This is a genomic window from Paraliobacillus sp. X-1268, from assembly GCF_003426095.1.
In the GTDB taxonomy this organism is placed as follows: domain Bacteria; phylum Bacillota; class Bacilli; order Bacillales; family Amphibacillaceae; genus Paraliobacillus_A; species Paraliobacillus_A zengyii.
Genome location: NZ_QJSK01000014.1, coordinates 52,791 through 72,149, shown reverse-complemented (window position 1 = coordinate 72,149; position 19,359 = coordinate 52,791). Strand labels below are relative to the sequence as shown.

The window sequence follows — 19,359 nt, the reverse complement described above, 5'->3', positions numbered from 1 at the left end:
ATAGTTAGGTCTACTTTTTATTAATCAAGGTAACGATCAACGCAAGTAATGCAATCAAAAACGTACCAAACCCAAACAATACCATAAAACTTTCATATACACCCACAAGCTTCAACTCCTTGTTATTGAGACTAATAAACCTGTCCAAATAGAAAATTATTTGCTTGTAGTATAGCATGTTTTTGCCAAAAACAGAACATTTGTTCCTATAAAGGTTCGGAAGTCCTATTTTAATACTAATTTAATGGTATTGCTTAATAAAAAAGCGCACTTGATATCAAATCAAGTACGCCTTTACCTTTATCATTATTATAAATCAAATGTTTCCTTAATTTCTTTCGCGACTTCTTCTGCAGTCAGATTGGTATTATTAATACGAAGATAGTGTTCCTGTTTAATTTCACCTTCATTTGAATTTAAACGATATTGCTCCATTGTTTCACGCAAGTTTTTTTCAGATTGTTCGATATTTCGTTTTGTTGCTTTGTGCTCTAATCGGTGTGGTGTACTATTTCTCTTTATTCGTTCCTCTGGATCCGCTTCCAGTTCAACAAAATAAATTTCAGCACCTTTTTCCTCAAAAGTTGTTTTCACTCTTTCAACAAAATCCCAATCTTCCTGTTGATCTAATGCCCAGACATATGTAAATATCAACCCAGGCATTTCGCTAGCTGCAACTTCTTGAAAAATTTCATTTCGAAATAAATGTACAAGACGCTCAAACGAAGGTGTACCAAAATCAAAAAACGGTTTAACTAATTCAATCGTCATGTGATTGTGGAAGAGTTTTAGATCTGTCACCTTTTCTAACTCATGTCCAATAGTCATTTTTCCTACTGCTTGTGGTCCAAATAATAATACGAATTTCATAAACACCCCTCCATTTTTATTAGAATAAAGGTAAATGAAGGAAGTTGCAATGTATTTATAGTTGAAATACTCGAATAGAGACTCATTACAGACATAGCAAAACTCCCTATCTACATAACGATAAGGAGTAATCAAGCTAACCTTTCACTCGTTCCATTAAATTAACTCCAACTCCCATACAAATTACACCGAACAATAGCATAAACGAGATTGATGGGAGGACTTCCATAATTCCTTTATTGTATATAATTACTTCTTCTAGTGCCTTTATTCCATAAAATATTGGCATACCTTTTGATAACGCAAGCAATAACTGATTAGAAACTGCTTCAAGTGGCCAGAATGCACCACCTAACATTGCCATTCCTGTTGCAATAAGTGGATTGACTGCCTGTAGCTGTTGGGTTGATTTAACTAATCCCATCACAAGCATGCCTAGTGCGACTATAGAAAAAATGTAGCTACCTATAATTAATAAGATGGCACCGAAGTTGGGGCCAAAACCAAAATCATAACCATAAACATAATCAAAAAATAGAAATACAAAAGTGATTTGTAGAAAACCAATTAAAAAACAGTAACATAAATGACCCAAATATATTTGCAATTTACGAATTGGTGATAATATTAAGCGATCCCAAGTGCCCTGACGTTTCTCATCAACAATATTCATTAAACTAAACAAGACCGTATAAATAGAAAAGTGTAACGCCGTACCAAACAATAGTTGATAATTTCCTGAAAGAGTACTAGCTTCACTACTTTCTTCTAGGGCTTGTGTTTTAACAGTTATTACTGGATTTTCCATTGCCAATTTGACTTCTGATCGAAATTTTATTTTATCGATTTCTGATTTACCTACAAGTTCATTTAAACGTATTTCTTCTCTAAACACCTGCGTTACATACTGTTCTACGGCTATTCGTTCTTCATCTTCCGTGCCAACTAAAAACTTGTAATTCCAGTTATTTAATTGTAACGCAAAGTTAATATCTCCAGTCTCAATAAGCTCTTTAACCTCAGAACTTCCCACTAATTGAAAATCATATCCATCTGATTGATTAAGGGTGGCTACCCAATTTGTTACTTCATTTGTATCTAATGTTTCGCTATATGTGTATACTGTAATTTTCGCTTCTGATTCAGAACCCGCTAACATTGCAACAAATATGATAGTCAGTATAAAAAAGGACAAAACCAGTGCAGGGGCTCGCTTCAATCTAGTAAACTGTAATAGTAATACGGATTTCATTTTGCAGACCTCCTTTTCGGGAAAATTACAAAACTAATTAGAAACAGGATAACAGCTATCGCGATAATCCGACTAAGTTCAGGTAGTAAATTTATTAACTCGGCACCTTGCAACCATTTTGTATATGCAGATAACGCTGCCCCATTTGGTGTCCATTCTCCAATTCCACTAGAAAAACTCGAGAATTGCGAGGCAGGTACAAAACTACCACCAACTAATGCGAATAAGGTGACAACTCCACCAGAAAAGACAACATTTATATTATTACTATCATAGCGAACAGATAGTGATGTTAATAGGGTCGCTAAGCTTCCAACACAAATTGCCAATACAATTGAAATTAGTAACACGCCTCCCCAAAAAGATAAGCTTTCACCATCGAAAGATTGGAATATAAAAGCTGATAAAGTGAAAAGAATGAACAATTGGATAATGACAATTGCGATCGTTGATAGTAACTTTCCGCTTAAATACGCAAATGGTGATCTCCCTGCTAAAATAATCCGACTAAAAACATACTGATATTTCTCCATATATGCCCTAATTCCAATTGTAGATGCAACATACATCACAAACATGACAGCTATTGCGAGTGTATAGTATTGAAATGATGTGACTGGGTCACGCGTAGAAATAGTCTCAACCTCTCCTAAATTTTCTGTCCTAACGCCTGTCTCTAAATCCTGCCCGCCGGATGCTGTTGCAATCGCATATTCAAAATTGACCGAGCGCGTAAAGCTTTCCATAATATTTTGAAAAATTCCTGCCTGGAGTTCACCTTCCTGTTGAACAAGTAATTCTAACTGACTACCTTCGCCTATGTTTAAAAACATCTTTTTCAATGTATGGTAAGTGAAATTCTCTGGCAGAATTAAGATAGCTTCAATAGTTTCTTCCTTCAATGCTCGTTCAGCTTCCCTTTTATTCATTTCGATCACTTCTATCATCGCACGAACACTATCATCCTCTAATACTTCACCTAGCAATTGATAAGGTAAAACTTCTGATGCAGCTTTATCCATTTGAGTTGCCATTTGATTTGAAAAATTTTGCTTTTCTAGGTCATTTTGAAATTGAGCAATCCCTTCTGCTTCTTGATCTTGCTGAACTATCGCAACTTGCATACGAAGTACTTCCGTATCACCAGTCATCAATCCGCGTAGTGCAAAGCCAAGAATAGAGATTAGAATAAACGGCATCAACAATAATAAGATCAATTCGGCACGATCTCGAACAAGGATAAGTAAATCTTTCTTTAGAAAATCCCACATTTTGATTCCTCCCTAATCTCTAAGTTTCCTTCCAGTCAAATGTAAAAAAACATCTTCCAAGGTTGGTGTTTGCACATTGGCATTTATGATTTGGACACTGTATTTCTCTGCAGTATGAAAGATACTTGCTAGTATATTATTTCCTTTAGATACAATTAGCTTAAATCCTTTTTCTGTCTTAGTTATTTTTTGAATTCTTTTATCTTCTTGTATTGCATCATAAAGCTCAGGCGAAGGTTGGTTAATCTCGATCATTATAGTCTCTTCATTTGAAAGAATACTTTTTAATTCGTCTTTTGTACCTGAAGCAATGACTTGACCATGATCCATGATATATACACGGTCACAAAGACGCTCCACTTCCTCCATATAATGACTTGTATATAATACTGTCATCCCCTTTTCTCTATTTAATTGCCTGACCATTTCTAAAATATAACTGCGTGATTGTGGATCAATTCCAACAGTTGGTTCATCCATAATTAAAATCTCTGGTTGATGTAAAAGCGCAACTGCAATATTAATACGACGTTTCATTCCACCAGAATATGTTTTAACTAAATCCTTGTGACGTTCTTTTAATCCAACTATTTCTAAAACATGTTGAATTGCTTCTTCAAGTTCCTTACCACGAAGTCCATATATCCGTCCGAAGAATTTCAAGTTTTCATATGCAGTTAATTCTTCGTATAAAGCTATTTCCTGTGGTACAACACCTAGCACGGTCCGAATTGAATTAGGGTTTTTAACAACACTTTTGCCATGTAATCGAACATCACCAGCAGTAGGTTTTATTAAAGAAGAAATCATTGAAATGGTTGTTGACTTACCAGCACCGTTTGGACCTAATAAGCCTACCGATTCGCCTTTCTCCATATATAAATTGACACCATCTACGGCTACTTTATCTTTAAACTTTTTTTGGAGCATTTCTGTTTCCAACATTTCTTCAGCCTCCTATATTTCGGTTATTCTATTGAAGAGTATACAGAGAAAAAGACAGTGTTCCCACTGTCTTTAGTCATTCCGTTTCCCTTTTATCATGACTTAAGTCATTTTCGTTTATACAATGTGATGGCGAATAGCATATATCGCGATTTGTGTTCGATCACGTAATGCTAATTTATCTAACACAATCGTAATATTATTTTTTACTGTACCGATAGATAAGTTTAACTGCATTGCAATTTCCTTATTGCTCAAGCCCGCTCCAATAAACTCTATAATAGTAAGTTCTCTTGATGTTATCGACGGTTCTAGCTTTTCCACTTCATTTTGGTTAATTAAATTCGGCATTACTTTTGCTGCAACATTGTCTTGTAATACAAGTCCACCATCCAGACAACTCCGAATAGCTCGAATTAAATCAGTCGGTTCAGCATCCTTCAACATATAGCCATTTGCACCGTTTCTTAATGCTTCTAATGCATATTTCTCATCATTAAAGGTTGTAAGGATCAATATCTTACAATTAGGCCAACGTGAATGGATGATCCGAGCAGCTTCTATGCCGTTCATTTCAGGCATACGAATGTCTAAAATCACAATATCGTAACCATGTTTTTCACAACATACCAGTGCTTCTTTTCCGTTTACCGCTTGACCAGTAACACGTATATCCTCAGCTGTTTCGATCATCATTTTAAGTCCTTGACGTACCATCGCCTGATCTTCCACTAACAATACCCTAATCATGCCTCTAATTCCCCTTCCATTAACGGTATCCTTCCTTTGACACTAAATAGTGCATTGTATTGTTGGATTTCAAGGGTACCATTAACCTGGTTGATTCTTTCTCGCATGGATGTTAAACCGAAACCTTCCTGCATCGTTTTCTTTTCAGATATAGGATTAGTTATCTCAAAACGAAAAAATTTACTAGCTGGAACATCAAAAATAATCGTGGCCTCTTTCGTTTGACTATGACGCATCATATTTGTTAGGGCTTCTTGTACAGACCGATAAATTACGATCGATTGTTCATTTGTTAAAGGTGCTGATAATGCACCATGCTTAATCGAAAATTCAATCCGTACATGGCTTTCTGCTTCTAGTTTCCGAATCAAACTAATAATTGCTGATAAACCACCTATATCTTCATTTTTTAGTGTTTTTACTGCACTTCGTGTATCTGCTAAACTCGCCTTCGCTAAATCCTTTAACACTAGCAATCTTTCTTTAGATTCCCTATCTTTCTCTTGCATTTGGGCAATTTCTAACTGCATTAGTAAAGCTGTCAGCCTATGACCAACTGAATCATGCATATCTCTAGCGATTTGTGCACGCTCATCTTGCCTTGCGAATTTTTCACTTGATAAAAGTTGTCTCTTTACTTTTCGAAACTCAGTTCGTAATACTTCATGTTGTATACTTACTAACGCTTCTTGCTTTTTAGTTTGATAATATGCACATAAAGCAAAAGTAAGTAACAGTGTAGAGAAACTAATATAAATTGGTACTTCAATTGGATAACCCTTTAGATAGGGTGAAAGTGCAACTAAGAAAAGAAGACTACTAACAATAATTGCATGACTAGCATGAAGTCTATGTACCGCATTCCCTGCCAAAATGGCATAGACAAGTAAAGGTAATAAAGCTAGTTCATTATCCTTCGTAGGCCAAAACATAACGATACTAATTAAACTGATTATCGTTAATGTTAGCATATGTATGTTTGGTTTTTGTTGCATTAAAGCTGTTAAAAAATAAAGAGCAAAAAACAATGCACTTCCAATTAGGATAAGCGGGTGTTCGATAATTGGATGGAAGCGAAAACTCGCTGCAAGGAACCACGCAGAAAACAATAATAGAAGCCATAACCAATAAGAGCGCATATTTTTCATTCCTTTTCTTCGTCTTGTCTTACCCCTAGAATAGCAAAACGGGCAATAGAACGGAAGAAAAAATTGGATTATTATTTTTATAAATAAATCTCGAATTAAAGATTAATTTTATTATAATTGGGTATATAGTAATATAATTAAAAATACATCTACCAAAAGAGGAAGAAACCTACATGATAACAAGTAATATAGAAGAACAAACAGATAATATTGATACATTAGTTGTAAAGTCTTTAGAAAATAATTTGGCCATTATACGTTTTGATATAGACAGACGTGTCGCCTACGTTAATGAGATTTTCGCTAAAACAATGGGATATACAAAAAATGAAATGATTAATATGCACCATAGAGAGCTATGCTTTCCGGAGTTTGCCAATAGTAATGATTATCAAAAGTTTTGGAGCGATCTTTTCTCTGGTAAAAGCTATCAAGATAAAATTGAACGGATGGATAAACAAGGGAATCGTATTTGGCTAGAAGCAACATATATGCCTGTTGTAGATTCAGCTGGCAATGTGATAGGCGTTTCTAAAGTTGCAACAGATATAACCTCTCGTCAGAATACAGTAACCTCCGTCGTCCAAGAATTACAAACAATGGCAGAGAACTTAAATGTACGGGCTGAAACAGGTATAGAACGTAGTGACGAAATTGTAGCCAATATTGATAAAATTGTTGAAGTATATGTGGATAATAATAAAACATTAGGGAATCTACAAAAACAAACAGAATCAATTCAAGGGATTGTTCAGACAATTCGAGGCATTGCATCACAAACCAATTTGTTAGCACTCAATGCAGCAATTGAAGCAGCACGAGCTGGAGAACACGGCCGAGGTTTTAACGTTGTTGCACAGGAAGTACGTAAATTGTCATCACGTGTGGAAGAATCAATCATTGAAATTCGCCAAAATATTGACTCAATAACAACTGAAATGAAGACTATTACTGCAGGAACAGCAAGTGTCGAGGAAAGTGTAGGGAATGCACAACAACAAATGCAGGTCGCTACAGAAATTTTTAAAGCTATTTCATCAGCAGCTGAAAAGTTAGACAATCAGGCACGCGAAGTGAAAAATATTATCTAAATGATTCCTTCCCTTTAATATAAAAGGAGGGATTTTTTTCTTGAAATAACAGGCCCAATCACCTAAGATAAAGAAATGACTTGCGAATTGATATGAACACAAGAGAGGTGTGTCTATGGTCTTACAACGTTTTATTTTTTATTCATTAGGTATTTTCATTCTAACATTCGGTATTGCCTGTACAATTCAATCAACGTTAGGAGCAGGTCCATTTGATGCGCTTCTTGTTGGCTTACATCGTACGTTTGGTTTATCTGTTGGAAGCTGGGAAATTGTCTTAGGACTTATTATGGTACTATCAAACGCACTGGCTGAAAAACGTAGACCTGAATACTTTGCATTAGTTACTTCTCTGATTACGGGAGCCTGTATAGACTTTTGGCTACTAATTCTTTCTGATATAGTTAACCCTGCGTTATTTTTAACTCAATTGTTAGTCTTGTTAATTGGCATGATTGTTGGCGGTCTTGGAATCGCTATTAATCTACAAGCAGACTTTGCCCCGAACCCAATGGATCGGTCCATGCTCGTCATTCGAAAGCTAACGGGTTTCAATCTCTTTATATCACGTGGTTTATTAAGTATCATACTTGTAATTTTTGCTTTTATTTTTAGTGGCGCTATTGGTATAGGAACATTGATTTATGCTGTGTTTTCTGGCCTCGTAATAAACTTCTTCATGCCTTATGTGGAAAGATTCGAACGAAAAAAAATCCAAAATGCATAAAAAAATCCCGCGAAACAATGTATCTGTTATGCGGGATTTTCACTTATTCTTTTTTGAAATCAATTGTACTTCTAACTGTATCGATTGAACGGACACTTTTTTCAATTTCATCACGTTTAGGTTCTAAAAATGGTGGTAAAGATAACTTTTCCCCTAAAGTCTCATAAGGTTCATCGCCCATAAATCCTGGACCATCTGTCGCGAATTCAAACAGAATTTGTGGTGCAACACGAACATATAATGATTCAAAGAAATGACGGTTTACATAGCCTGATGTCTGAAATCCAAACTTCGGCATACGTTCAATCCACTCATCTAAAACAGAGCGATCTTCGACACGTAAAGCAGCATGGTGTACTGTACCATAGCCTTGCTGTGCCATTGGAAGAACAACATTATGTTCAACAACAACTTGGGCACCGTTTCCTCCTTCTCCAACTTCAAATAAATGAAAGGCTCCATCTTGATCAATCTCTTTGAAAAGAAGAGCCTTTTCCAATACTTCTTTAAAGTAATCAAATTCTGCGATACGTACAAAAATTGGCCCTAAACCAGTAATTGCATATTCTAAAGGGACTGGTCCGTCTTGCCAAGGTGTTCCCGCTGCAACACCTTTATTATTTTGATCAGAAACAAGCACGTATTGTTGGTCATCAAAGTCAACAAATGCTAATGTTTTTTTACCAAACTGTTCTTTTACACCAGTATGTTTTACTTTTAAGCGATCAAAACGTTTTTCCCAATAATCAATTGCCTTATCATCTGGCACTCGAAAACCTGTTTGAAAGATCTCATTTGTCCCATGTGTACCTTTTGGAATACCAGGGAAATCAAAAAATGTCATATCTGTTCCAGCAGTCCCTTTATCATCAGCAAAGAATAGATGATACGTTTGAATATCATCTTGGTTGACCGTTTTCTTAACTAAACGCATTCCTAAAACATACGTAAAAAATTCATAATTCTTTTCTGCACTACTTGTTATAGCTGTAACATGATGCATCCCTTTTAAATTCGTAACCATTAAAAATTCCTCCTTAATACTATGCTCATCTATTTCAATATTTTTTATCCAATACTGTTTATATTTATCTTTAATTCGAGATAAATATAACATGTTTATGAAAGACAAGTCAATTAATCCGTTTCTTTGTCTTATCTAGCGTGTAACATTAGCAGCGTACGGCCAGTAGTTTGATTATTTTAACAAAAATATTGATAATGATTATCAATATCGTTTATACTAGTTTAATAAGTACCCTACTTACTGACTTATATTCTAAAGTGAGCGTATAAAGGACAATTGAACCGAGATCCATTTCATATAATTCGTTTTTTATCTGAAGGAGGAATTACAATGCAAGAAGATATTTTTGATGTCACCATAATTGGTGGAGGACCGGCAGGACTTTTTTCAGCTTTTTATAGTGGGTTACGCGGAATGAAAACAAAAATCATTGAATTCCAACCTCATCTTGGGGGTAAAGTACATGTTTATCCAGAGAAAATGGTCTGGGATGTTGGTGGTGTACCCCCATTATCAGGTGCAAAACTTATTACGCAATTAGTCGATCAAGGTTTGACATTCGACCCTACAGTTGTATTAAATGAAAAAATCGTATCAATCTCACAAGACTCCAATAAGGTCTTTTATCTACATACAAAAAATGGTGATGTTCATTATACAAAAACCGTAGTAATAGCAGTAGGTGTTGGGATACTGAAGGCGCAACGTTTAGAATTAGAAGGTGCAGAAAAATTTGAAGTAACGAATCTACATTACACAATGAAACCACTTGAATACTTTAAAGGTAAAGATGTAATCATTTCAGGTGGAGGAAATTCAGCTATCGACTGGGCCTATGAACTAGAACCTATCGCTAATAAGGTTTACCTTACATATCGTGGTGATCACCTAAAAGGACATGAAGCCATTGTTAATCACGTACTTAATAGCTCCGTTACGTGTTTTCTGAATTCCAATATGACAAAAATGATTGCTGAAAAAGAAAGTGATCATATTAAAGAAGTGGAATTAACTGCCGATACTGGGGAAAAGCGCTACATACCAATCGATGAAGTAATCGTCCATCATGGCTATGATCGAGAAGCTTCTTTATTACAAGACAGTGTACTGCCGATTGAGATGGTCGATAACTTCTTTATTGCAGGCACGTCCATGAGTGAATCTTCTATTGAAGGGTTATATGCAGCAGGTGACATTTTAAAACATGCTGGTAAACTGCATTTAATTGCTGGAGCATTTCAAGATGCAGCGAATGCAATAAATAAAGCCAAACAGTATTTGGAACCCGACGCAACAGAAGGGGCAATGGTTTCATCACATAATGATAAATTTAAAGAGCGAAATAAAGAATTGATAAAAAAACAATTAAACTAATATTCCATACTACAAAAGTTGCAAAACTCAAAAAAAGTAGCTGATCAATATTGATCAGCTACTTTTTCATTTCCATTATTCAACTAAACTTTCTAATGCATCATCAATCATTTGACTATTTGCTATAGGTCCTGTATATAACCAGCTAGCATCAGCTTCGTACTCATAGATATTGCCATTTTGAACGGCAGGAATATTCTGCCAAATAGGATCTTCTAGCATAGCTGAGCCATTTCCTTTATCACTGTTCACAAGGAAAATATGTTCTGCTTCTAATTCAGCTAGTTTCTCTAATGAGATCTCTGACCAGTTAGCCGTAGATGTTTCCGAAATTTCTGTTACAACGCTTGGAGCTGTTAATCCTAAATCATTGTATAAAAGGTCTCCACTTGATAAGTTTTCACTTACAACATAGAAAGTATCACTCACTAACCAAATTGCTGCTACTGAATCCTCGCCAATTGCAGATTGAATTTCCTCTTTCGCTGCAGCTGCTTTCTCTTCATATTCAGCTAAAACTTGTTCGGCATGCTCTTCCATTCCGAAAACTTCACCAATCGTAAGTAACTCTTCACGCCAGTCATTATTTTCTTCCGTTCCTACTACATAGGTTGGAGCAATTTTATTATATTGATCGTATTTGTTATCTTCTACCATACTTGCAGAGTCGATCAAAATTAAATCTGGCTCAAAGCTTGTTACTGCTTCATATGGAAGATCATATGAAATAGTTTCTACATCACCTAAATCTTCTTGTAAATATTCTTGAATACTACCTTCACCAACTGTCCATTGTGCTACTGGTGTAATATCAAGTGCTACTAAGTAGTCTTCTAAGTAAGACGCAATAACACGTTCAGGATTTGCTGGAATTGTTACCTCATTTCCCATTGCATCTGTTAACACTCTTTCCTCTGCTTCTTCTGTTTGTGTATCATCTGATGCTGCATCTGAGCTTGTATCTTCATCATTTTCACTACCACAAGCTGATAATAAAAGCACTGCTGCGAGCAACAACATTAAAATGTATTTTTGATTGAGTATCTTCATCACTATTAAAATCCTCCTTATTTGTATCACTTCATAACTTTACTAATGATAACAATTTTCATTCTCAATTACAAGATAATTTTACCCTATTTGATCTAATTCAACAAACTACCATTGTCTCTAGCTATACCTTATACTATAATGATAACAATTCTCAATTTTAAAGTAGGGAGCCTTGCATATGTCCGCAACTACTTCATCTAAAAAAACAACACAATTTATCTCACGTCCGATTATCGCTACCTTTATATTAATCGGTGGATTGGGCTTACTTATTTTATCACTAGGTCTATCCATTATGTATGGTGCTGCTGATATTCAATTTGATACAATCTGGCAAAGTTTAATCGCTTTTGATCCAACTCAATCTTCTCACCAAATAATCCGCGGCCTGCGTATCCCTAGAGGACTTGCAGCAGCTATGATCGGAGCTTCTCTCGCCGTTTCTGGTGCCATTATGCAAGGTATGACAAGGAATGCTCTTGCTTCTCCTTCCATCATGGGGGTGACTGCTGGAGCAAGTTTTATGATGGCTTTAGCACTAGTACTTACACCCCAAGCTTCTAATTTAATTATGATGCTATGGGCATTCCTCGGCGCTGGGTTAGGAACTGGAATTGTCTTTGGTGTCGGATCCATTTCAAAAAGCGGTTTAACACCTGTTAAACTAGCTTTAGCTGGAACAGCAGTAACCGCTCTATTAAGCGCAATTTCATCTGGTCTTGCAATTCATTTTAATATAGCAAAAGATATCAGTTTTTGGTATGCAGGAGGTGTAGCAGGGGTTCAATGGGTACACGTGCAATTATTAGCACCAATTACAGTAATCGGGTTAATTATCGCCTTTCTTCTTGCTAATTCAATCACAGTATTAAATCTTGGAGATGATGTGGCTAGAGGCCTTGGACAACAAACCGCCACTGTAAAAATAACCGGAACATTAGTCGTCTTGTTATTAACTGGTGCTTCTATTTCAATTTCCGGGACAATCGGTTTTATAGGACTGGTAATCCCTCATATTACTCGTTTTCTTGTTGGTGTTAATTATAGATGGATCATTCCTTGTGCTGCGATTTTGGGAGCCCTTTTACTTGTTCTAGCTGATACCGCTTCGCGAATGGTTAATCCACCATTTGAAACACCTGTAGGAACCGTTACTGCTTTAGTTGGCGTACCATTCTTCCTTTATTTAGCACGGCGCGAAGGGAGAGGGCTCTAATGTTGAAAATAAATAAATCTTTAATTGTATTTATCATTTTATTTTTTACTATTTTAGCGACGCTTATAATCAGTCTTAATCTAGGAACTATGTCAATCACACCAACAGAGGTATGGGATACAGTCATTGGTAATGGCACTGCGCAAAATGAGCTAGTTTTATTTGATTTTCGCTTACCACGTATGATTATTGCAATTCTTATTGGTGCGGGTATGGCTATATCCGGAGCGATTTTACAAAGTGTTACACATAACGAATTAGCTGATCCAGGTATTCTTGGAATAAATGCGGGCGCAGGTTTCGCTGTTGTATTATTTATTTTCTTTTCAGAAGGATCTGGAACATCGGTATTTTTATTACCTCTTGCCGCTCTTATTGGGGCGACAATTGCTGCAACTTTGATCTATACAATTTCTTGGAAAGATGGAGTCTCACCTATTCGTCTAATTCTTGTTGGAATTGGGATTAACTCAGCTTTTTCAGCTTTAATTATTGTTTTTCAGTTGAAAATGGATCCTACAGACTTTATGCAAGCCACTGTTTGGCTTTCCGGAAGTATTTCTGGTACCGATTGGCGATATGTACTTGCATTATTACCATGGATTGTCGTCTTCATTCCAGTAGTATTTTATAAAGCACGTACACTAGACACACTCCACTTAGGTGATGAGACTGCCAAAGGTTTAGGTACAAGTGTTGAACGAGAAAGAATGTTTCTCTTATTTATTGCTGTAGCACTTGCTGGAGCAAGTGTTGCAGTCGGTGGTGCGATAGCTTTTCTTGGACTTGTTATTCCACACTTAGCAAGAAAATTAGTTGGTGCACGACATGGGGTAATGCTACCTACCGCGGCCTTATTAGGGGCGTTATTGCTCCTTATCGCAGATACTGTTGGCCGTAATATGCTCGCTCCATCAGAAATACCTGTTGGCTTAGTTGTTTCGGTAATCGGTGGTAGTTACTTTATTTACTTATTAATGAAAACCTAGTTTCAAAAATGTTTAACTTCTTCTTAAGTAGGTGATATACCGAGTAGAGGTGAAAGAGATGTCTCAATTTTTAGTTGGTCTAGCGATTCTAATAATCGTATTTAATTTATATTATTTTTTTAATAACAAAGCATATAAAAAGAGTTATTTTAGTACAGTATTGTTTATGAAGTTATTCTTTGTATTAACTGGGGTGATGATTGGGTTTGCCCTTTTATATTACGCATTAGCCCTACAGGATGTCGTTTTAGTACAAACGATAACAGACAAACAACCGATTGATCATAGTTTCTGGAATCTTCTATACTATAGTGGTGTTACCCTCTTATCAGTTGGTTATGGTGATATGCTCCCAGTTGGAGCTGCAAGGTTCTTTTCTTTATTGGAAGCAGCCATCGGGGTGCTATTACCAACAGCATATTTTATCAAAGCAATCGATCACTCAAAAAAAGATAATTAAACATAAAATAATGGAGCATTCTTATACTGTGAATGCTCCATTATTTTATCTTTATTATCTTTTGAAAGACACCAATCAAATTGCATTACTTTGTATTACTCCATCATATTTTCTACTGTTCCATCTTTTGCGTCCACAATATACCAACCGTATGTTGCCGTATGAGAACTACCATCATTCTCAACTATTTCATATACATGCACAACATAATTACCTTCCTCATTAAGATGGTCAACTGCCACAATAAGATCTTCAATGCCTTCCGCTTCATTACGTACTATTTCTTCCGCTTCGCCTTCGGTAACTCCATCAACAGTTTCTTCATTACTTGTACTCTCTTCTTCACTGGCTGTATCTGATTCATTCTCTTCATTTACTGACTCTTCCGTCGTATCATTTCCTTCACTTGCTTGTTCTTCCGTTTCGTTAGTTGAATCACTTTCACTCATATCTTCATTTTCCTGCTCAATTGTTTCTTCATTATCTATTGTCGTATCTGTCTCTTCTTCTGAATTACATGCTGCAATTATAAAGACACTAAAAACAATAGTGAAAAAGCCATATATTTTTTTCATTTGAATAGACACTCCATTTTCTTACTTTATTTTATTTTTCTCTTTAAGGTGAAAATAAAACATTATTTATATGCACCTTGTAAAGACGCTTTTAAATTAAGAGAATGAATGGCTACCTTTTCCCACTCTAATTTAAGTTTTTCTGCCTGTGATTCTTTCTTAACAAATGCAATACCACAATCACCACCGCCAGCTCCAGACGATTTACCACTTCCATATTGTTCTGCAATATTGGCTAGCCGTTTTAGTTCAGGTGTTTCAATTGTTACGTGTGCTAGTTCAGCTATTTTTAATAGGATAAAGCGATTATCCCTCATACCTCTCATGACCATATCACTATCATTTTGCAGAAAACCAGTAGCGATTTTATTTACTGCGCGAGAACTCTCAGTTAGAAAATTTTGATAGGCTTCTGGATTCTCATTACAAAACTGTTGCACATGTGAAACCATTGGGGCAGTTGCTGCAGATTCTCCAGTCCAACCAACACAAAAGTGTAGTTCTGTTGGTGGGGTAATAGAATCTACCTGTAACATCGGCCATTGTGACTCAACTAATGTAGAAATACTAGTTACTTTATGTATTTGTTCCACTAACCAATCAGCAGAAAATGCCGTGTAATGTAACCACCCACCATAAGTTGACGCAGCAATATCAGCACACGATCCGTTTCCCTGTGTTTTAAAATGTGCAATAGCAGCAAGTTTAAAAATAATGTCGGGATTAACCTTTCCTTTATGAGAATCGTGGAGCTTTAACATGGTTGTTACGACTGCAACAACTATTGCTGCACTTGAGCCTAATCCATATTTCTTTCCAGAAGGATCATCTAATTCACTTGTTACAGCTAAGTGAAAAGGCTTTATGCTAATATCTCTTTCGTGAAGATATTGATACACAACGTGAAAGGCATTTTGAATAAAACGAAGTCGTTTGTCTTCTGAAGGAAAATTGACGATACCAGATTTAATATCCCACGTCACATGATCCAATCCGAGTTGTGGAAGAGTAAGTTGATTTACCTTACTGGTCACTATCTTAGCAGTAATATAACGATCTACTGCCACAACAATCGACGCTTGATTAGGTTCTGTTACTGCATATTCACCAGCAATCATTAACTTACCTGGTACTTTGACGACATAAGTTGCGTCTTCCATGATGGTGCCTCCCTCTTCCAATCACACTTTTAACTAACATTCTCAGGATAAATACGAAATGCCTGGTCCAGGACGGCAAGGATGAATTTCTCGAACAACAGGTAATAATGATAACTTCTCCATGATTTTCGCTTCATCTTCTGGCTTACAAAGTACTTTTACGTTTGGTCCAGCATCAATTGTAAAATAAGCCTCTACTCCACTTGCTCGAAGCTCTTGAACCTCTTGAAGAACCTCAACCGTAGCACTTTGCCAATACATAAAAGGTGGATTAGCACCTAATGTTGTCGCATGCATCTTCAATGCATTTGCCTCAACTACATGTCCTAGTTTTTCAAAATCTGTTGCTTTAATAGCTGCTCTTGCAGTAATTAGGTCTTTCTCGACAGCTTCAAGCCATCCAGAATAGAATGGGGACGTCTCAACCGTTCGTTTCATTCCTTCTCTACTTAGAATCTTTTTCTCTTTTGTCGTTACTTCTACAGACAAAATGCGAAGATCCCATGCTTGTTCACCTAAAATCGGAAGTGCGTAACAGTCAGAACCATCGTTTTTTTCACCCTTTTGCCATTCAACATATCCTCCAAAGATTGATCGACTTGCCGAACCGGAACCTTGTCTGGCAATTTGTGATAATTTGCGATCATCAAGATCTAAACCAATCGCTTTTGTTGCAGCTGTTGCCAGTGCTGCAAAACCAGATGCAGACGATGCAAAACCAGCCGCAGTCGGAACATGGTTTTCGGAATCAATTTTTGCATAAAGAGATTTACCTGACATAATACGGATTCGATCAAGAAAGCTTGTTATCTTGGCTGTTTCCTTTTGGTCAGCTTGTTGGCCATTCAGAAAAAATTGATCTGTGTCTAGTTCCGGATCAAACGCAACAGAGGTTTCTGTATAAAACTTATCTAACGTAAGAGAGATACTGCTATTTGTTGGCAAAAAAAGCTGCTCATCACGTTTTCCCCAATATTTAATTAAAGCGATATTCGTATGTGCCTTTGCAGCAGCTTTCATGATATAAAACCCCTTTTCAATCTTACTTTCTTCGATTCAGCAATTTGTTATTCATTCACCAACTGTAAAATACCATGTTTGATCAGCACCTGCATGCAACAAATCATCAGCAATCTCTTTAGCATGTTTGATACTTTTCGCTAGGGCGATAATACATCCCCCACGTCCTCCACCAGTCAGTTTTGCACCAAGAGCACCTGATTTACGTGCAACTTTTGTTAAGCGATCGATGCCTTCATCACTTACGCCCAATTTCGACAACTCATCTTGTGCTCGATTTAATAACATGCCTAATAAAGAATGGTCTCCATCGTGAAGTGCTGTTCTTGCTTGTGTTGTTAGTTTGCCTAAATGTGCAATGGACAGTTTCGTTTCAGTGAAATCTACTTTATATTGCTCTTTGATACTAGCGACAGCTGCATGTGTGTCACCTATTCGTCCAGTATCAGCTACAACTAAATGAAAAGGCTTATTAATATAGACATGCTCTATTTCCTTATCTTTTTCAAACCAAATCGGCACTTCGCTACTCGCAGCCGCCATATCAATTCCACTAGGACTTCCATGCGCATATGTTTCTGCAATATCAACGAGTTTCATTAAATCATTTCTCGATAAATCATGCTCATAATATGCGTATAAACTACGAACAATTGCAATTGCTATCGCAGCGCTTGACCCTAAACCACGTCCTATAGGAATACTAGACTCAATTTGAATACGAAATCCTGTTGCATCTTGATCTAATTCTTTACAAGTTTTTTTTATACAGATTGCAAGTCCTTCTAACTTATCTGGCATATCGCTGAGTAAACCATAGTAGAAACTGCTATTAATCTGAATTGGTCCATCAACTTGATCAACCGTTGCTTTTACTTCTATTTCTGGAAACGGTAGCGCGATAGCTGGTTCACCATAAACGACAGCGTGCTCTCCAACTAAAATTAACTTACTATGCGCGCTACCTATTACTGTTTTTTGTGGTAGTTCTAACATGATGATGCCTCTCCTTTTAATCTATCTGCGAGATTTTTTTTGGCATGCAAATTAAAAATTCCCGTTGCCTATCTAAGATAAACCTGCTAATTTACTAATAATCCATGGTGCAGCATATAATACCATAAATTGAACCCCGTAATTAATGCCTAATCGATGCATAAAACCTGCTACTAAACCGATCAACAATACGCCGCCAATATTAATCCAGCCACCATCCATGAAAGCCAATAATAGGACTAAACCAAAGAAAAGTCCAAGCATTGCTTCATGTGGAATCCATTTAAAAACAAACGTACAAATTCGTTGCGCATATTTTATTATTATAAAATAAGTAATTGCGATTGCTACAATCGCACCAATCAATACCGCCCAGACAAAATCTCCACTTGATAACATATGATGCATATTATTTTCTAATGTGAATACTGGTGGAGCATTAAACAATGCATTTGCTGGTCCAATGGCTACCGGAGATAACGGGATTCCAAGTGCTATTAATGGAATAAGCGTTCCAGATATATACGCCGCATTCGTCAAAGCGTCCATACTCGAAATTGCCAAAGAACTTTTTTTAATCGGATCTTTCACAAAACTTGAAACCAATTCCCCTAACAAAATTGTAATCCCAACTGGACTCAGGATAAAAAATAATGATCCGAAAAAGGCAGAGATCGTACTGGCACCTAATTCCTGAGTCGTCAGAATTTTAAAGGGGTTGGGTATTCCTTTATATTGATCTTTTTTGTTAATGGTAATTGTCTTTTTATCAAAGCTTTCTAACGCATTTCGCTTATCTTTATTCAGTAATTCAAATAACGTTAAGATAATAGGTCCAATCGTAATACCTAAAAAAAACGAAATGAAAACAGTCGTTCCTTCTGGCACTACTCCTATACCCCAATACAAATGACGTAGGCCTTGTATAAGTATAGCAAATGGTACAATAGACACAAGTGCAATCCACCTATTTTTGGAGATAACCGCTAATAAGATTGCTCCAATGAAAAAAAGAGGATCAGCATAATTCTTTATATCCTCAGCAATAGGGATTAGTGCATTTGCTAAAAGTAAACTTAATGGAACTGCAACAAGCGTTCCAATTACAGAACCAGACGCCATTTTACGAATACTAAGTTCAGATTTCCCATGAGCTTTTAATACGAGTGCATGCTCAACCATCGGTGCTGCCATTACACCTCCTGGGATTCCTGCTACAGCTACTGGGATCGAGTCAGTTAGCTTCTTGGCAATAATGGAAGCAATAAAAAATGATAGAATTACAATTGGTTCTAATCCTGTCAGTACTAGAACAAGCGTTACTGGTGCTAAAACAGCTGTTTCATCTGTACCTGGAGCTATTCCTATAATCGTATAAATAAGCGTCCCAGCAACAGCTGCCATGACCATTTGAAGTATTAAGCCCGCGTCCATT

General features: G+C 36.5%; 20 protein-coding genes. 6 read left to right on the top strand and 14 right to left on the bottom strand.

The genetic code is table 11. The features are described from left to right. Nucleotides 1-10: 10 nt before the first annotated feature. From D2K62_RS13905 to D2K62_RS13875, 7 genes are all read right to left on the bottom strand, one after another. Nucleotides 11-106: a putative holin-like toxin gene (locus D2K62_RS13905; protein ID WP_112179452.1), complete on the bottom strand. Its 96-nt coding sequence runs from the start codon at nucleotides 104-106 to the stop codon at nucleotides 11-13. A gap of 203 nt (nucleotides 107-309) precedes the next feature. Continuing rightward, nucleotides 310-870, bottom strand: coding sequence for an AAA family ATPase (locus D2K62_RS13900; RefSeq protein WP_112179450.1), 561 nt, complete (start codon nucleotides 868-870; stop codon nucleotides 310-312). A 136-nt stretch (nucleotides 871-1,006) separates the two neighbouring features. Next, nucleotides 1,007-2,122: an ABC transporter permease gene (locus D2K62_RS13895; protein WP_112179448.1), complete on the bottom strand. Its 1,116-nt coding sequence runs from the start codon at nucleotides 2,120-2,122 to the stop codon at nucleotides 1,007-1,009. Continuing rightward, entirely contained in the window at nucleotides 2,119-3,393 is a 1,275-nt protein-coding gene (locus tag D2K62_RS13890; protein ID WP_112179446.1) for an ABC transporter permease, read from the bottom strand. Before D2K62_RS13890 ends, D2K62_RS13895 begins: the two co-directional genes overlap by 4 nt. A 12-nt stretch (nucleotides 3,394-3,405) precedes the next feature. Then, nucleotides 3,406-4,323 (bottom strand): ABC transporter ATP-binding protein, encoded by a 918-nt coding sequence (locus D2K62_RS13885; RefSeq protein ID WP_369974655.1) that lies wholly within the window; start codon nucleotides 4,321-4,323, stop codon nucleotides 3,406-3,408. A gap of 132 nt (nucleotides 4,324-4,455) precedes the next feature. After that, the gene (locus D2K62_RS13880) at nucleotides 4,456-5,088 is read right to left on the bottom strand and encodes a response regulator (RefSeq protein WP_117161622.1); all 633 of its coding nucleotides are present in this window, start codon (nucleotides 5,086-5,088) and stop codon (nucleotides 4,456-4,458) included. Then, nucleotides 5,085-6,236: a sensor histidine kinase gene (locus D2K62_RS13875; RefSeq protein WP_232828022.1), complete on the bottom strand. Its 1,152-nt coding sequence runs from the start codon at nucleotides 6,234-6,236 to the stop codon at nucleotides 5,085-5,087. Before D2K62_RS13875 ends, D2K62_RS13880 begins: the two co-directional genes overlap by 4 nt. A gap of 173 nt (nucleotides 6,237-6,409) precedes the next feature. Between D2K62_RS13875 and D2K62_RS19345 the strand changes: the two genes are divergently transcribed. Together D2K62_RS19345 and D2K62_RS13865 are read left to right on the top strand one after the other, a co-directional pair. Then, nucleotides 6,410-7,327 (top strand): methyl-accepting chemotaxis protein, encoded by a 918-nt coding sequence (locus D2K62_RS19345; RefSeq protein ID WP_117161621.1) that lies wholly within the window; start codon nucleotides 6,410-6,412, stop codon nucleotides 7,325-7,327. Between the two features lie 115 nt (nucleotides 7,328-7,442). Then, entirely contained in the window at nucleotides 7,443-8,054 is a 612-nt protein-coding gene (locus tag D2K62_RS13865) for a YczE/YyaS/YitT family protein (protein ID WP_232828021.1), read from the top strand. A 43-nt stretch (nucleotides 8,055-8,097) separates the two neighbouring features. Here D2K62_RS13865 and D2K62_RS13860 read toward each other — a convergent pair whose 3' ends face one another. Next, nucleotides 8,098-9,078: a ring-cleaving dioxygenase gene (locus D2K62_RS13860; protein WP_112179434.1), complete on the bottom strand. Its 981-nt coding sequence runs from the start codon at nucleotides 9,076-9,078 to the stop codon at nucleotides 8,098-8,100. Nucleotides 9,079-9,411: 333 nt separating this feature from the next. Here D2K62_RS13860 and D2K62_RS13855 point away from each other — a divergent pair, with 333 nt between their 5' ends. Beyond that, the gene (locus tag D2K62_RS13855; RefSeq protein ID WP_112179432.1) at nucleotides 9,412-10,455 is read left to right on the top strand and encodes an NAD(P)/FAD-dependent oxidoreductase; all 1,044 of its coding nucleotides are present in this window, start codon (nucleotides 9,412-9,414) and stop codon (nucleotides 10,453-10,455) included. 75 nt (nucleotides 10,456-10,530) lie between these two features. Here the strand turns inward: D2K62_RS13855 and D2K62_RS13850 are convergent, their stop codons facing one another. Beyond that, entirely contained in the window at nucleotides 10,531-11,505 is a 975-nt protein-coding gene (locus D2K62_RS13850) for an ABC transporter substrate-binding protein (RefSeq protein WP_112182611.1), read from the bottom strand. A gap of 181 nt (nucleotides 11,506-11,686) precedes the next feature. On the opposite strand from D2K62_RS13850, the gene D2K62_RS13845 reads away from it, so the two are divergent. Genes D2K62_RS13845 through D2K62_RS13835 form a run of 3 tightly spaced genes read left to right on the top strand, consistent with a single transcriptional unit; the run spans nucleotide 11,687 to nucleotide 14,173 of the window. Beyond that, complete coding sequence (locus tag D2K62_RS13845; protein ID WP_117149392.1) at nucleotides 11,687-12,724, top strand: FecCD family ABC transporter permease; 1,038 nt, start codon at nucleotides 11,687-11,689, stop codon at nucleotides 12,722-12,724. Beyond that, nucleotides 12,724-13,713 carry a FecCD family ABC transporter permease gene (locus D2K62_RS13840; RefSeq protein WP_112179429.1) on the top strand — a complete coding sequence of 330 codons (990 nt, stop codon included), beginning with the start codon at nucleotides 12,724-12,726 and terminating at the stop codon, nucleotides 13,711-13,713. The genes D2K62_RS13845 and D2K62_RS13840 overlap by 1 nt, the downstream gene beginning before the upstream one ends. A gap of 58 nt (nucleotides 13,714-13,771) precedes the next feature. Further along, the gene (locus D2K62_RS13835) at nucleotides 13,772-14,173 is read left to right on the top strand and encodes a potassium channel family protein (RefSeq protein ID WP_117161620.1); all 402 of its coding nucleotides are present in this window, start codon (nucleotides 13,772-13,774) and stop codon (nucleotides 14,171-14,173) included. Nucleotides 14,174-14,268: 95 nt separating this feature from the next. Here the strand turns inward: D2K62_RS13835 and D2K62_RS13830 are convergent, their stop codons facing one another. From D2K62_RS13830 to D2K62_RS13810, 5 genes are all read right to left on the bottom strand, one after another. Further along, nucleotides 14,269-14,748 (bottom strand): hypothetical protein, encoded by a 480-nt coding sequence (locus D2K62_RS13830; protein ID WP_117161619.1) that lies wholly within the window; start codon nucleotides 14,746-14,748, stop codon nucleotides 14,269-14,271. A 62-nt stretch (nucleotides 14,749-14,810) separates the two neighbouring features. After that, nucleotides 14,811-15,908, bottom strand: coding sequence for a phosphomevalonate kinase (locus D2K62_RS13825; RefSeq protein ID WP_112179423.1), 1,098 nt, complete (start codon nucleotides 15,906-15,908; stop codon nucleotides 14,811-14,813). A gap of 42 nt (nucleotides 15,909-15,950) precedes the next feature. Further along, on the bottom strand, nucleotides 15,951-16,928 hold the full coding sequence (gene mvaD / locus D2K62_RS13820) for a diphosphomevalonate decarboxylase (protein WP_117161618.1): 978 nt from the start codon (nucleotides 16,926-16,928) through the stop codon (nucleotides 15,951-15,953). 51 nt (nucleotides 16,929-16,979) lie between these two features. Beyond that, nucleotides 16,980-17,924: a mevalonate kinase gene (gene mvk, locus D2K62_RS13815; RefSeq protein ID WP_117161617.1), complete on the bottom strand. Its 945-nt coding sequence runs from the start codon at nucleotides 17,922-17,924 to the stop codon at nucleotides 16,980-16,982. A gap of 72 nt (nucleotides 17,925-17,996) precedes the next feature. After that, complete coding sequence (locus D2K62_RS13810) at nucleotides 17,997-19,358, bottom strand: tripartite tricarboxylate transporter permease (protein WP_117161616.1); 1,362 nt, start codon at nucleotides 19,356-19,358, stop codon at nucleotides 17,997-17,999. Nucleotide 19,359: the final 1 nt, after the last annotated feature.